Origin of the sequence: Methylobacterium sp. WL7 (genome assembly GCF_008040085.1) — a bacterium.
In the GTDB taxonomy this organism is placed as follows: Bacteria; Pseudomonadota; Alphaproteobacteria; order Rhizobiales; family Beijerinckiaceae; genus Methylobacterium; species Methylobacterium mesophilicum.
On sequence record NZ_VRVG01000035.1, the window covers coordinates 1 to 12,109 of the forward strand.

Sequence of the window (12,109 nt, forward strand, 5' to 3'; positions counted from 1 at the left end):
CCCCGGGCCGGCGGGCGCCCGTCCCGCCAGGGCCCCCCCCGGGGGGCCCGGGGGCGCCCGGGGGGGGGTGGGGGGGGGGGGGGGGGCCCCCGCCGAGCGGATCGCGGCCGGCGCCGGCCTGACGCTGGCCGAGGCGGCCGCGGCCCTGCGCGGGTCCCAGCCCTCGGCGCCCCGGGAGGCGCCGCACCGGCCGCCGCCCTCTCCGCGGCGGCCCTTCGCGTGGGCGCAGCCGAAGGAGCCGGTCAAGCCGATCACGGTCGAGGAGTTGCGGCGCCAGAAGGCCGAGACGGAAGCATGGAAGAAGCGGGCGGCCGCCTCGGCCGAACTCAAGCGGAAACGGGAACGGGCCGAGCAGGAGGCCTACGCCGACCTTCAGCGCGCCGAGCAGGCCGAGCGCGACCGGGAATGGGCCGCCGCGCGGGCCCGCCGGACCGCGCCCTGAAGCCCGCAATCCCCCGGGGGATCAGGACGTCCCGGGGCCCGAGGCCAAGGTCTGGCAAATGAGGGTTTGGCCTGCGAGGTCGGAGGCGTCGTCCGATTGGCGGCCGGCCGCGAGGGCGCGCTTGACCGTGGAGCGGGCCGCGTCGATCGCGATGGCGGCCGCCGACAGGGTCCTGGCCTCGGTCGGCCGCTCCAGGGCGTGCTTGGCGATGTCGCCGGCGAGGTCGTCGATCTCGCGGGCCAGAGCGGCGAGGCGCTCGGGCTCGGTACGGCCGCTCCCCTCCGTGTCCTGGACCTCCTGCCGGATCGCCAGGAGCCGGTCGGTCGCCTCCTCGATCCGCTCGCGCCGCAGGCGGGACAGGCGCTGCCCGACCCACGCGAAGGCCGATCCGATGCCGCCGCCCAGGAAGGCGACGAGGTAGATCCAGGTCTCGTAGCGCTCGATGAAACTCTGCTGCTCGCGCTCGAAATAGTCGACCGCGCCCGGATGGATCGGCAGCCGCGCGCTGGTGGCCCCGGCCGTGCTCTCGTAGGCGGGAGCCTGGACGTAGTCGGCGGCGGGCGCGACGTTCGCCATGCCGCTGCGCAACTCGAACAGATGCTGGGTCACGTCCGCCGCCACGGAGCGGGGCAGGCTGGAGCGCGCCATCAGCCGGTAGGACGCCCCGACCGTGTGGACGTCCGCCTCGGGCACCTTGGGGCTGCCCCCGAAGGTCTCGGCCGGCATGCTGACCATCTGGAGGCGCGGCATCCGGGCCACGATGGCGTCGGCATTCTCCACGTCCACGAACGCGACCTTGCGGCTGCGGCTCGCCGCCTGGACGCGCTCCACGATGCGCTGCGCCGTCGGGGCCGTGGGGGCGATCACCGAGACGACGGCGTCGACCTGCTTGCCGGTCAGGGCATTGGTGAGGTCGGCCTCGCCGACTTCCACGAGGGCGACCTGCCGAGGCGGCGGCGGTCCCGTGATGTCCCGGCCGGCCAGCGTCAGGCCGTAATGGGCCAGCATCGACCGGATCAGCGTCTCGTCGGCATCCCGGTGGGCGAGGATCGCGAGGCGCTTGCGGTCGAGATCGGGGAACTTGGTGATGCCGGACGCCTCGGGCGAGGCGATGATCATCGCCTGATCGCGCAGGATGGCGAGGGTCAGGCCGTTATCCGGCAGCGCGACGTCGGGGCGGACCACCGCCAGGTCGGCGCGGCCGTCGCGGAGCGCCTCGGCGCTGTCGCGCACGTCGTCGAAGGGCAGGATCTTGAGGCGGATCTCCTTGTGCCGCTTCGCAAGGGCGTCGGCATAGGCCTGGATCACCGCCGGCTCGGTGCCGTCGCTCGGGGCGACCGCGACCGTCAGCACCGTGGCGCGCGAGGCCCAGTAGGCCACCGCGGCGGCGAGCCCGAGCCCGATGGCGAGCGCCAGGAAGACGACCTCCGGGCGCAGGAGAAGCTTTCCGAACCGCCTCATCGGCCGCGCCCTCCCGGGGCCTCAACAGGACGGCGCCCGGCCCCTCGGGGAGGCCGGGCGATGTCAGGGGCCGAGTCTCTCCGAACGCCCAACGGGTGCGGAAGGACGCGTCCCACGTGTCCGGATCGGGCGCGCCGTCAGCGGCCGCGGCGGGTGAGCCAGCCGGCCGCGAAGGCCAGGGCTGCGAGGCCGAGCAGCGTGCTGGTGCGGTTGCCGTCGGCGTAGCGGACCGCCTGGCGGCCGTAGACTTCCCCGCGGCGGCGGGCTTCGCGGGCGAGGTGGCGGCCGTCGTCGATCAGGCCGTCGGCCCGCTCGTAGGCGGCATGCGCCAGGTCGCGGCCGTCCTCGGCGAGATCCTCGGCCCGGTCGCGGGCGCGGCCGTAGGCGTATTGCGCCCCGCCGGCCACCTGGTTCACGGCGCCGCGCACCTGGCGGGCCGGATCGCCGGTGATGCCGCCGAGGGTGGACTGGGCCCGGCCCTTGACGTGGCGGGAGGCGCCACGGATCTGGTCGCGGTTCATGCTGCTCTCCTGGTTTCGCGGTTGATCGGGGCGGGACCGGGCTGGCCGGCCCCGCCGCCCGGGCTCAGTGCTTGCCGGTGATCTTGTCGGCGAGGGTCTTGGCGCCGTCCTTGGCGTCGCCGACGGTCTTCTGCGCTTCGCCCTTGAGCTCCTGGGCCTTGCCCTCGGCCACGAGCTTGTCGTTGCCGGTCACGTTGCCGGCGGCCTGCTTGACGTTGCCGACGGCCTCGTTGGCCAGGCCCTTGATCTTGTCGGTGGTGCTGCTCATCGAACGTCTCCTTGCGGGTTGCTGCGCGGATGGCCGGCTCGTGCCGGTCGGGGGAGGTCCCCGCCGCGTGGCGGGGACCGATGGGGATCAGGCGCGGCGGGCGTCGTAGGCGCCGACCAGGGTCTCGGCCTTCGGGGCGCCGAGGCGGCCGCCGAAGAAGGCGGCCAGCGCGCCGAGGATCAGCGCCAGGGCGGCGTAGAAGGCGCCCTGCGTGGCGGCGGACTTGGCCGCGACGGCCGCGGCCTCGGCCTTCTGCTTGGCGGTGGCGACCGCCTGGTCGTACTGCTTCTCGTAGTCCTGGATCTGCTGCTTGGCCTGGTCGACCGGGATGTTCTGGGCCTTGGCCAGCGCCTCGGCGGCGCGGGCCTCGGCCTGGGCCTTCTGGCTCGGGTCGCCGGTGAACAGCGCCTTCACGGCGGCGACGGCGGCGTCACGGGCGGCCTGCGGATCCTGGCCGGCGGCCTGCTGGCGGACCGTGCTCTCGATCCCGTCGAGCGGGTTCGTGATCTTGGACAGCGACGGCGCGGCGGCCTGGGCGGCCGTCTGCACGGTGCCGCCGACGAGCGAGCCGGCCCCGCCCAGGGTGCTGGTCACGCCGCTGAACGCGCCGCCGACGAGGCCGCCCACCGCCGAGGTCAGCAGGTACAGCACCACCAGGGTGGTCACCGCCCAGGACACCAGGCCGTGCAGGCCCGCCGTCCCGGCGAGCGGCTTGCCGGACAGGCGCCCGGCGATGGCGCCGCCGATCAGCGAGGCGACGATGCCCGAGGCGACGAACCAGACGCCCGCGCCGATCGAGGCGGTCGAGGCGGCCGGGTTGTCGGCGGCCACGGGGCCGAAGGACGAGAGCCCCACGCCGGCGCCGACCAGGTTGAGGATCACCTGGGTGACCAGGGCCGTGGTGGCGCCGGCGAAGATGGCGCCCCAGGACACCTGGTTGAGCAGGACGGCGCGGCTGTCGGCCTGTGCCTGGCTGGCGAGGGGTGGGACGGTGGTCTGGATCGTGGTCACGCTGCTACTCCGGGTCGTCGGTCGTCGTGGAAGTGAGATCTGCGGGTCAGTCGCGGCTGGCGCTGACGAGGAGGCCGAGGCCGAAGCCGACCAGGCCGGCCACCAGCAGGGAGGCGAGCGGGTACTCGGCGACCTGATGGCTCACCTCGCGGGTGCCCCGGCGCAGGTAGTGCCCGCCGCGCTCGTAGGCGTCCTCGGCGTAGTCGGCGGCGTCATCGGCGTAGCTGGAGGCCTGGCCGGCCGCGTGCCGCACCGTGTCCTTGGCCTGGCCGTAGAGGTTCTCGGCCTGCCCGCTCGCTTCGCGGAACCGGCCCTCGACCGAGTCGCTCTTCGAGCCGGTGAGGTCGCCGACGGCGCCCTGCACCTTGCCGCCGAGGTCCTTGGCGGCGCCCGTGATCCTGTCGATGTCGACCATGTCGTTCTCCGGTGATGGTGGGTGTGTTTCGGGGGATGGCGCCCGGGAGGGTCGCCGGTTGGAAACCTGTGTCAGTCGGTACCCGGCTCGGCCTGTTTCGGAGGCCGGGCCGCACGCTTCTGCCGGCGGCCCTCGGCCTCGACCTGGGCATCGCCGGCGAGCTTGCCGATGGCCTCCTTGACCGAGGCCTTGAGATGCCCGGGGGACAGTATTTTCTCTCGGTCGGCCATGGGCGCCCTGCCGCGTTCGAGGAAACCCGGGACCGACCACCAGTTGCGCTCCGTAACCGCGCAATCAATGGTATAAATATACTGCTCCTGCGAAAGTATTGACTGGGATTTTCGCGACGTCCGGCTAAGCCGGTCCTACGAAATGGTGCGGCACCACGATCGGTTGCCCGGCGATGTCTGTTCCGCGATCCGTTCCGCTCCCGCTCGCTCGTCCCTGCCCTGTCGGCAGCGGGGCACAAACGGGTTGCGCACAAGCAGGTTCCCTCACCTGCGTTGTTTTTACTGGTATGCCTGCATCACTGACGCGGTTGTTATCGACCAGGGGCAATGTCCGGCGCGCCGCATTCCAATGCATCGGATCGGCTCCGAGGCCGGCCCGCCCCCGTGACACGGCGTGCCGCGGCCCTCCGCCACCGGCCGTCACCGCGGGACGGCTCGAACCGGCCGGACCACCCCGGGCGGCGCATAAAGCCACAGGGGCGGACCCATCCGGCGGGCGGCCTGTTGCTCCCCGATAGCCGCATCGGCGGCGCAACGAGGTTCAGAGATGGCAGAACAACTCTCCGGTCAGGACGGCCGGCAGGGCAAGCGCGGCAAGCCCGCGCTGTATGTCTTGATCGTCAGCGTGGCCCTCATGGCCGCGGCGCTTGCCGGGCTGATGACCTGGCAGGGCGCCAACTCCCCGCCGGATTACGCCAGCAAGAGCCAGGACGCCTCGCGCAAGCAGATCACCGGCAGCGAGAACGGCACGGGCGGCACGACCTCACCGTCCAACAGCAGCGCGGTCCCGGGCGGCAACCCCTCCTATCCGCAGCCGGCGACCCGCAGCGCCAATCCGTGACCCGTCACGACCACCGGTGCGCGGCGGAGATCTGCCGCGAGCAGGGTTGGGGCGTCGGGACCTGCCTGGTCGGCGACGCCGGCTACGGCCCGACGGTGATCCGGATCACGGCGCTGGGCGACACGGTCATGCTGGCCAAGATCGTCAGTCACGGCCGCATGGCCGTGGCCTACCACGAGGCACAGGCGTGGTCCCTGTCACTGCGCGACTGGCGGGCGGTCGGCTGATCCCGGACCGGTGTGGTACGAAGCCGGCCGGGACGGGACCGGACTCGCACCGGCGGCGTCGACGCGGCCCCCGCCGGACGATGCGCGCCACGGCCCTTCGGCCGCGAGCCCCGGCCCGGGACCGTCGGCCGTGCCAAACGACGAGGTGAACGATGACATCGCTGCTCGATCAACTCCGCACCATGACCGTGGTGGTCGCCGATACCGGCGACATCGGCGCCATCGAGACGCTCAAGCCGATCGACTGCACCACCAATCCGTCGCTGCTGCTGAAGGCCGCCGGGATGGAGGGCCTCGCCCCGATCGTTGACGAGGCGGTGGCCTGGGGCAGGAAGCAGGGCGGCGAGACCGAGGATGTCGTCCAGGCGGTGGCCGACCGGCTCGCCGTATCGGTGGGCGTCGAGCTGACCAAGCTGGTGCCGGGGCGCGTCTCCACCGAGGTCGACGCCAATCTCTCCTTCAACACCGAGCGGACGCTGGAGAAGGCCCGGGCGATCATCCGCGCCTACGACGAGCGCGGCGTCTCGCGCGACCGGGTGCTGATCAAGATCGCCTCGACCTGGGAGGGCATCCAGGCGGCCCGCGTGCTCCAGCGCGAGGGCGTCGACTGCAACCTGACCCTGCTGTTCTCCCTGGTCCAGGCCATGGCCTGCGCGGATGCCGGGGTGTTCCTGATCTCGCCCTTCGTCGGGCGGATCACCGACTGGTACGCCAAGGCCGAGGGGAAGACCTTCACGGCCGAGGAGGATCCCGGCGTCCGGTCGGTGCGGGCGATCTACGCCGCCTACAAGGCGCGCGGGATCGAGACCGTCGTGATGGGCGCCTCGTTCCGTACCATCGGCCAGATCCAGGCGCTCGCGGGCTGCGACCGGCTGACCATCTCGCCGAAGCTGCTGGAGGAGCTGGCCGCGACGGAGGGCGATCTCCCCCGCGCCCTGTCGCCCGAGTCCTACGGCACGCCGCCCGAGGCGCCCGCGACGGACGAGTTCTCGTTCCGCTGGGAGATGAACGAGAGCGCCATGGCCACGGAAAAGCTCGCCGAGGGCATCCGGCAGTTCGGCAGCGACCTGCGCGCGCTCCACACCCTCATCCGCGAACGGCTGGCGCGGGGGTGACCTGAACGCGGATCCAACGAAGCGCGGTGCGGCCCGGCCCGGAACGCGGGTCGGACCCGCGTTCCGCCGGTGGATCGTTCCGGGCGAGCGCCGAGTTTAATCCTCGCCGCATCGGTCGCGGTTAGGAGTGAGCCGTGTACAATCCCATCTTCTCGTGGATGATGCTGGCGATCGAGGCCCAGCGCGTGGTCGAGCTGCGCCTGGTGCGCCTTGCCTGGGGCGGCAGCGCGGGGATGGCCGAGGCGCAATCCATGGTGACCGAGAAGGTCGAGGCCGCCGGCGAGGCCATGACGACGCTCATGCTGGGCGGCTCGCCCGAGACGGTCATCGCCCGCTACCGCGAGCACGTCGCCTCCAACACCAAGCGCCTGACCGCCGCCTGACGGTGCGGCGACCGCCGGCGCCGGCCCATGCGGGCTGGGCGGCGGGTCCCGATCGGGGTACCTCTTCTCTCGCCGAGGCGCGATACCGCCCCCGGCGACGGCCGCCTGTCGTGCGGCCAGGACGGATCTGAACGCCTGCTATGATCGAGCCGAACCAAACCGCCTTCATCGTGAAGGTCGCCCGCCGGGACGAGGACACCCCGGACTGCCTGCTGACGGTGTTCTACGCCGTGATCGCGGACGATCCCGACAGCGGGGTCAAGATCGTGCGGGAGGCCGTGAAGGATGGGGCCGAGGTCACGCTGACCGAGGTTCGCCTTTCGCAGGCGACCGCGCAGGCCATCGACCTGCGCCCGGGCTACGCGCGCGCGCTCTGACCGGAATTCGGCTTCCACGCCCATCCGTGTTGAGGGGCGAAATCGGATGGGCGTGGAAGGCCAGCGATCGGCTGGTGCAACCGGGGTAGGGCGACAAGGTTAACGGGGCCTTACCGCCGCGCCCGCTCAGGCCTGCGGGGCGATCCAGCCGAGGACCGACGCGCAGCGTTCGGCCTGGAGGCGGGTCAACCCGGAGGCGACCGCCGCACCGTTGCGATAGACCACGAAGGTGCCGTCGTCGGTCGCGCGGATCTTGATCGAGGCCATCACGCGTCCCCGCCGACGAACGCCTGAAGCTGCGTCAACCCGCTCGCGGTGATCTGCCAGGTTGCGAGCCCGTCGCCGACCGCGACCTGCTCCAGATGGCCGACACTCGCGAGGGCCGTGAGCCGGCTGTGATCGCCGGGCCAGGATGCGTTCGGCTTTCGCTGAATGGAGATCCGAGAGTTGCCGGAGCCGGCGGCCTTATTGAGCAGGCGGCGCTCGTGATTGACCAGCATTGGCACTCCTGGGCAGTTCCAATCGGGATGCATTACTTACGTACAAGCTGGCCTATATGGCCAAGCTTGGCAACCCCATGCCCTGAAAACCCCTTGCATTGGTTCGGCTCATCGCCATGGATCAGGATGCGAGCGCCAGATCCGCCCCGGCGAAGCCCAGCCCGGCCAGGAACAGGCAGCCCCCCATCCCTTCGAGCAAGGCGCGGTAGCGCGGCGCCCACAGGGATGCGGCGGCCAGGCCCGTGCCGGCCACCACGCAGAACACGCCCAATCCCATCATGCCGGCCTCCCGGTCGAACCGCGACGCGGAGACGACCCTTCCCGAACCCGAAAGGTTGCGGGCCCCGCAGGTTGTCGACAGGCAAATCTCGTGTCGACGGCGGAAGGGCCGGCTTTGCGGCCGACCCTCGACAAGCGGCCCCGCAGCCGCGGCCGGCTTCGCACCAGCGAACGCTTCAGTCGAACATGTCGGGCTGCGTCGCGGCGATGTGGCTGTAGAGCGTCTGGAAGTGCAGCCAGCCGATATAGTCGCTGCCGACATGCTCGCGGCTGTAGCGGGCGGTCTTCTCCGACAGGAGCTGCGGCTTGATACCGGTCGCCTCGACCAGCAGCTGCTGCTTGCAGGCCCGCTCCAGGGCGATGAACCAGAACGCCGCGTCGTCGATGCTGTGGCGACTGCAGGTGAGCAGGCCATGGTTCTGGTGCAGCACCCCGCGGTTGCGGCCGATCTGCTGGGCCACCGAGAGGCCGCTCGCCTTCTCGACCGCGACCGCCCCGGCCGAGGCGCCGATCACCGCGTGGCTGTCGTAGAAGGCGGCCGCATCCTGGCTGATCATGTCCAGCGGCCGGCCGGTGGCGCACCAGGCGGTGCCGTAGGTCGTGTGCGCGTGGCACATCGCCAGCACGTCGGGATGCTCGTCGTGCACGGCGGCGTGGAGCACGAAGCCGGCGCGGTTGATCGCGTAGCGCCCCTCGACCACGTCGCCCTTGTGGTCGGCCAGGATCAGGTTCGACATCCGCACCTGCGAGAAGTGCACGCACATCGGGTTGGTCCAGTACAGCTCCGGGCGCTCGGGATCGCGGATCGTGAGGTGCCCGGCGAAGCCGTAATCGAAGCCGTGCATCGCGAAGGCCCGGCAGGCCGCCACGAGGTGCTGCTTGCGGTATTCCCGCGCCTCGGCGTGGCTGGTGAAGTCCGGCATCTCCGGAAAGATCAGGCCCGCCTGCTCGGGCTGGTAGATCGAGGTCCGCTTCCGGCCGGCGCTGTCGTCGGGCAGGTCGATGGCGACAGCGCTGTCATGGGCGTGGTCGTCGAGCATGGCATGTCCTCTCGTCGGGTGAAGCCGGAATGCGGGCCGCCCGCCACGCCTCGAGCCCGGCGGCGCGGGGCCATGCCGAACGGCGGTGTATTCCCGCCGCCCCGTCGCCTTTGGCCGTCTTCGCAAACTGATCGGCACTATCGTGCCGCTCTCCGTCGTTGACAAACGACGATTTTTCACGATTTCCGTGAATCCGGTTCACGGATGGCAGCATGCGGCGGATCCCGAGTTTTCCCGCCCTGCGGGCCTTCGAGGCCGCCGCGCGCCTCGGCAGCTTCGCCCGGGCGAGCGAGGAGCTGCACCTGACGCCCTCGGCGGTGAGCCATCAGGTCCGTGCGCTGGAGCGCACCCTCGGGCGCGCCCTGTTCCGACGCGCCAACCGCCGGGCCATCCTGACCGCCGACGGCGAGCGCCTGTGCGCGGGCCTCGCCCAGGCCTTCGACGCCATCGAGGCGCTCTGCGCCGAGCTGAGCCCGCCGCCGCCCTCGTCGCTGGCGGTGCATTGCACGCCGAGCTTCGCCGCGAAGTGGCTCGGGCCCCGGCTGCCCTCCTTCGTGGAGGCGCATCCCGGCATCGGCATCCGCCTCTCCAGCGGCGCCGAGCCGGTCGACCTCGCCCGGCACGAGGAGATCGACATCCTGATCGCCTATGGCCGCCCCCCGGCCGGGCCAGGATTGACGGTCGAGGCGCTGGGCCGGGAGGAGATCGCGGCCCTGTGCACGCCGGATCTCGCCCGGGCGCTCGGGCCGATCGAGGCCGCCACGGTCGCGCGCATCCCGCGGCTGGACTCGTCGTTCAGCCCGGTGCGCTGGCCGGACTGGTTCGCCCTGAACGGCCTGCCGACGCCGGCCTCGGCGCCCGGGGCGGCGTTCGATCGCGGCGCCCTGGTGATCTCCGCCGCGGTCCAGGGACTCGGGGTGGCGCTGGAGAGCCTGCGGTTCGCCCAGGCCGAACTCGGCGCCGCGCAGCTGGTGCGGCTCGGCGAAGGCCGTCTGAAGAGCCTGTACCGGGACCTCCACTTCATCTGCACCCGTGCCCGGGACCGGGATCTGGAGAAGATCCGGGCGTTCCGCCGATGGCTCCTGGAGCAGGAGCAGGAGGGCCGCGCCGCCGGCTAAAGCATCGGTCCGAAAGGTGGGCGCCGGCTTTCAGACCATGACGATGCGCTCGCGCCGTCCCGAAGGCGTCGCCGACGGTGATCCGCCGGGCGCCGCATGGGCAGGCACCGAGGCGCATGATAATTCCGGGCTGACGACACCGTGCCGACGCGGCGGGAACGGACCCCGAGGTTCGACCGACCGCGCGACACGCAGGGAGAGAACGCCATGTCCATGTTCGCCAAGCTGCAGCATCGCGCCAGCGAGGGGCGCCCCGTCCGCGTCGGCCTGATCGGCGCCGGCAAGTTCGGCTCCATGTACCTGTCGCAGGCGCCTCGGACGCCCGGCATCCACCTGACCGCCGTGGCCGACCTGTCGCCGGAGCGGGCGCGCCAGGCCCTGCGCCGGGTGGGCTGGGACGAGGCCCGCTTCGCGGCCCCGACCCTGGAGGAGGCCGCGCGGACCGGCGCGACCTGGGTCGGCGACGATGCCGACGCCCTGATCGCCAGCCCGTTCGTGGACATCGTGATCGACGCCACCGGCAGCCCCGCCGCCGGCATCCACCACGCCCTCAAGGCCTGCGAACAGGCCAAGCACATCGTGATGGTCAACGTCGAGGCCGACGTGCTCGCCGGGCCGCTGCTCGCCCGCCGCGCCGCCGAGGCCGGCGTGATCTACTCCATGGCCTCCGGCGACCAGCCGGCGCTCATCGCCGAACTGGTCGACTGGGCGCGCACGATCGGCCTGGAGGTGGTCTGCGCCGGCAAGGGCACGAAGTACCTGCCGGCCTACCACGCCTCCACCCCCGACACGGTCTGGGGGCATTACGGCTTCAGCGCCGAGCAGGTCGCGGGGGGCGACTTCAACGCGCAGATGTTCAACGCCTTCCTGGACGGCACCAAGTCGGCCCTGGAGATGGCCGCGGTGGCCAACGCCTGCGGGCTGACCCCGCCGCGCGACGGCCTGGCCTTCCCGGCCTGCGGGGTCGACGACCTGCCCACGCTCCTGCGTCCGGTGGCCGATGGCGGGATCCTGACCGAGCGCGGCACGGTCGAGGTGGTGTCGTCCCTGGAGCGGGACGGGCGCCCGGTGTTCCGCGACCTGCGCTGGGGCGTCTTCGCGGTGTTCGAGGCACCGAGCCGCTACGTGCAGGAATGCTTCGTGCAATACGGGCTGAAGACCGACGCCAGCGGCCGCTACGCCGCCACCTACAAGCCCTATCACCTGATCGGCCTGGAACTCGGGATCTCGGTGGCGTCCATCGCGGTGCGGGGCGAAGCCACCGGCGCCACCGGGGCCTGGCACGGCGACGTGGCGGCCACCGCCAAGCGCACCCTGAAGGCCGGCGAGCGCCTCGACGGCGAAGGCGGCTTCACGGTCTACGGCACGCTGATGCCGGCGGCCGATTCCCTGCGGCAGGACGCCCTGCCGATCGGTCTGGCGCACAACCTCGTCCTGACCAACGACATCCCGGCCGGCCGTGCGGTCCGCTGGAGCGACGTCGCCTACGACGCGAGCCACCAGGCCATCCGCATCCGGCGCGAGATGGAAGCCGTGTTCCGCACGGAACTGGGCCTGGCCGCCCCGTCACAACGGGTCGCCTGACCAACGGACAGGCCCGGCCGCTTCCGCGCGGCTGGGCGCCTCAGGCGCGTACAGGCACGGGATCGCGCGACGTTCCTGCGGGCGCGCTGTGCTCGATCCAAAGGTGGGCTGCTGGTCGTCAGCGGGACAGGGCTGTGCCCCGGCATCCGCTCAGTGATTTGTAGTAATGGCGCGCCCGAAAGGATTCGAACCTCTGACCCCCAGATTCGTAGTCTGGTGCTCTATCCAGCTGAGCTACGGGCGCCTGTCACGGCGGCGGGGGCTTGGCCCGCCGGTGTGAAGGGGCTTCTAGAGGCT

18 protein-coding genes and 1 tRNA gene are annotated in these 12,109 nt (G+C 71.8%); 8 read left to right on the forward strand and 11 right to left on the reverse strand.

Going from position 1 to position 12,109, the window contains the following annotated elements; genetic code table 11:
- The coding region (locus tag FV233_RS11685) for a hypothetical protein (protein WP_246689964.1) at positions 1 to 442 on the forward strand (442 nt) is incomplete at its 5' end.
- A 21-nt stretch (positions 443 to 463) separates the two neighbouring features.
- Here the strand turns inward: FV233_RS11685 and FV233_RS11690 are convergent.
- The 6 genes from FV233_RS11690 to FV233_RS11715 form a co-directional block, all read right to left on the reverse strand.
- Positions 464 to 1,903, reverse strand: a complete 1,440-nt coding sequence (locus FV233_RS11690) for a TAXI family TRAP transporter solute-binding subunit (RefSeq protein ID WP_147897574.1) — start codon at positions 1,901 to 1,903, stop codon at positions 464 to 466.
- Between the two features lie 137 nt (positions 1,904 to 2,040).
- Positions 2,041 to 2,424 carry a CsbD family protein gene (locus tag FV233_RS11695; RefSeq protein WP_147897575.1) on the reverse strand — a complete coding sequence of 128 codons (384 nt, stop codon included), beginning with the start codon at positions 2,422 to 2,424 and terminating at the stop codon, positions 2,041 to 2,043.
- Between the two features lie 64 nt (positions 2,425 to 2,488).
- Positions 2,489 to 2,692: a CsbD family protein gene (locus FV233_RS11700; RefSeq protein WP_147858018.1), complete on the reverse strand. Its 204-nt coding sequence runs from the start codon at positions 2,690 to 2,692 to the stop codon at positions 2,489 to 2,491.
- A gap of 87 nt (positions 2,693 to 2,779) precedes the next feature.
- A complete protein-coding gene (locus FV233_RS11705; RefSeq protein ID WP_147897576.1) occupies positions 2,780 to 3,703 on the reverse strand; it encodes a PhnA-like protein in 924 nt (307 codons plus the stop codon).
- A gap of 46 nt (positions 3,704 to 3,749) precedes the next feature.
- Entirely contained in the window at positions 3,750 to 4,118 is a 369-nt protein-coding gene (locus tag FV233_RS11710; protein WP_147857365.1) for a CsbD family protein, read from the reverse strand.
- A gap of 71 nt (positions 4,119 to 4,189) precedes the next feature.
- Complete coding sequence (locus tag FV233_RS11715; protein WP_147857364.1) at positions 4,190 to 4,348, reverse strand: CsbD family protein; 159 nt, start codon at positions 4,346 to 4,348, stop codon at positions 4,190 to 4,192.
- Positions 4,349 to 4,895: 547 nt separating this feature from the next.
- Here FV233_RS11715 and FV233_RS11720 point away from each other — a divergent pair.
- The 5 genes from FV233_RS11720 (at position 4,896) to FV233_RS11740 (ending at position 7,291) form a co-directional block, all read left to right on the forward strand.
- Positions 4,896 to 5,189, forward strand: a complete 294-nt coding sequence (locus tag FV233_RS11720) for a hypothetical protein (RefSeq protein WP_147857363.1) — start codon at positions 4,896 to 4,898, stop codon at positions 5,187 to 5,189.
- Positions 5,186 to 5,416: a hypothetical protein gene (locus tag FV233_RS11725; RefSeq protein WP_147857362.1), complete on the forward strand. Its 231-nt coding sequence runs from the start codon at positions 5,186 to 5,188 to the stop codon at positions 5,414 to 5,416. Before FV233_RS11720 ends, FV233_RS11725 begins: the two co-directional genes overlap by 4 nt.
- A gap of 152 nt (positions 5,417 to 5,568) precedes the next feature.
- On the forward strand, positions 5,569 to 6,531 hold the full coding sequence (tal, locus tag FV233_RS11730; RefSeq protein ID WP_147856403.1) for a transaldolase: 963 nt from the start codon (positions 5,569 to 5,571) through the stop codon (positions 6,529 to 6,531).
- A 134-nt stretch (positions 6,532 to 6,665) separates the two neighbouring features.
- On the forward strand, positions 6,666 to 6,914 hold the full coding sequence (locus tag FV233_RS11735; protein WP_147856404.1) for a hypothetical protein: 249 nt from the start codon (positions 6,666 to 6,668) through the stop codon (positions 6,912 to 6,914).
- Positions 6,915 to 7,054: 140 nt separating this feature from the next.
- Complete coding sequence (locus FV233_RS11740; RefSeq protein ID WP_147856405.1) at positions 7,055 to 7,291, forward strand: hypothetical protein; 237 nt, start codon at positions 7,055 to 7,057, stop codon at positions 7,289 to 7,291.
- Positions 7,292 to 7,417: 126 nt separating this feature from the next.
- Here the strand turns inward: FV233_RS11740 and FV233_RS30250 are convergent, their stop codons facing one another.
- The 4 genes from FV233_RS30250 to FV233_RS11750 form a co-directional block, all read right to left on the reverse strand.
- Positions 7,418 to 7,558: a hypothetical protein gene (locus tag FV233_RS30250; protein ID WP_187277845.1), complete on the reverse strand. Its 141-nt coding sequence runs from the start codon at positions 7,556 to 7,558 to the stop codon at positions 7,418 to 7,420.
- Positions 7,558 to 7,791, reverse strand: a complete 234-nt coding sequence (locus FV233_RS11745) for a hypothetical protein (RefSeq protein ID WP_147856408.1) — start codon at positions 7,789 to 7,791, stop codon at positions 7,558 to 7,560. Before FV233_RS11745 ends, FV233_RS30250 begins: the two co-directional genes overlap by 1 nt.
- A 121-nt stretch (positions 7,792 to 7,912) precedes the next feature.
- Positions 7,913 to 8,071, reverse strand: a complete 159-nt coding sequence (locus FV233_RS30255; RefSeq protein ID WP_187278092.1) for a hypothetical protein — start codon at positions 8,069 to 8,071, stop codon at positions 7,913 to 7,915.
- A 175-nt stretch (positions 8,072 to 8,246) separates the two neighbouring features.
- Positions 8,247 to 9,110 carry a class II aldolase/adducin family protein gene (locus FV233_RS11750; protein WP_147897577.1) on the reverse strand — a complete coding sequence of 288 codons (864 nt, stop codon included), beginning with the start codon at positions 9,108 to 9,110 and terminating at the stop codon, positions 8,247 to 8,249.
- Between the two features lie 212 nt (positions 9,111 to 9,322).
- Here FV233_RS11750 and FV233_RS11755 point away from each other — a divergent pair, with 212 nt between their 5' ends.
- Together FV233_RS11755 and FV233_RS11760 are read left to right on the forward strand one after the other, a co-directional pair.
- Positions 9,323 to 10,228, forward strand: coding sequence for a LysR substrate-binding domain-containing protein (locus FV233_RS11755; protein WP_147897578.1), 906 nt, complete (start codon positions 9,323 to 9,325; stop codon positions 10,226 to 10,228).
- Between the two features lie 207 nt (positions 10,229 to 10,435).
- Positions 10,436 to 11,812 carry an SAF domain-containing protein gene (locus tag FV233_RS11760; RefSeq protein ID WP_147897579.1) on the forward strand — a complete coding sequence of 459 codons (1,377 nt, stop codon included), beginning with the start codon at positions 10,436 to 10,438 and terminating at the stop codon, positions 11,810 to 11,812.
- 167 nt (positions 11,813 to 11,979) lie between these two features.
- Here the strand turns inward: FV233_RS11760 and FV233_RS11765 are convergent.
- Positions 11,980 to 12,056: transfer RNA gene (locus FV233_RS11765), tRNA-Arg, on the reverse strand.
- Positions 12,057 to 12,109 lie beyond the last annotated feature (53 nt).

Coding starts and splice junctions, on each gene's coding strand:
- FV233_RS11690 (WP_147897574.1), bottom strand. CDS start 1,903: ATGAGGCGGTTCGGAAAGCTTCTCCTGCGCCCGGAGGTCGTCTTCCTG.
- FV233_RS11695 (WP_147897575.1), bottom strand. CDS start 2,424: ATGAACCGCGACCAGATCCGTGGCGCCTCCCGCCACGTCAAGGGCCGG.
- FV233_RS11700 (WP_147858018.1), bottom strand. CDS start 2,692: ATGAGCAGCACCACCGACAAGATCAAGGGCCTGGCCAACGAGGCCGTC.
- FV233_RS11710 (WP_147857365.1), bottom strand. CDS start 4,118: ATGGTCGACATCGACAGGATCACGGGCGCCGCCAAGGACCTCGGCGGC.
- FV233_RS11715 (WP_147857364.1), bottom strand. CDS start 4,348: ATGGCCGACCGAGAGAAAATACTGTCCCCCGGGCATCTCAAGGCCTCG.
- FV233_RS11720 (WP_147857363.1), top strand. CDS start 4,896: ATGGCAGAACAACTCTCCGGTCAGGACGGCCGGCAGGGCAAGCGCGGC.
- tal (WP_147856403.1), top strand. CDS start 5,569: ATGACATCGCTGCTCGATCAACTCCGCACCATGACCGTGGTGGTCGCC.
- FV233_RS11740 (WP_147856405.1), top strand. CDS start 7,055: ATGATCGAGCCGAACCAAACCGCCTTCATCGTGAAGGTCGCCCGCCGG.
- FV233_RS30250 (WP_187277845.1), bottom strand. CDS start 7,558: ATGGCCTCGATCAAGATCCGCGCGACCGACGACGGCACCTTCGTGGTC.
- FV233_RS11745 (WP_147856408.1), bottom strand. CDS start 7,791: ATGCTGGTCAATCACGAGCGCCGCCTGCTCAATAAGGCCGCCGGCTCC.
- FV233_RS30255 (WP_187278092.1), bottom strand. CDS start 8,071: ATGATGGGATTGGGCGTGTTCTGCGTGGTGGCCGGCACGGGCCTGGCC.
- FV233_RS11750 (WP_147897577.1), bottom strand. CDS start 9,110: ATGCTCGACGACCACGCCCATGACAGCGCTGTCGCCATCGACCTGCCC.
- FV233_RS11755 (WP_147897578.1), top strand. CDS start 9,323: ATGCGGCGGATCCCGAGTTTTCCCGCCCTGCGGGCCTTCGAGGCCGCC.
- FV233_RS11760 (WP_147897579.1), top strand. CDS start 10,436: ATGTCCATGTTCGCCAAGCTGCAGCATCGCGCCAGCGAGGGGCGCCCC.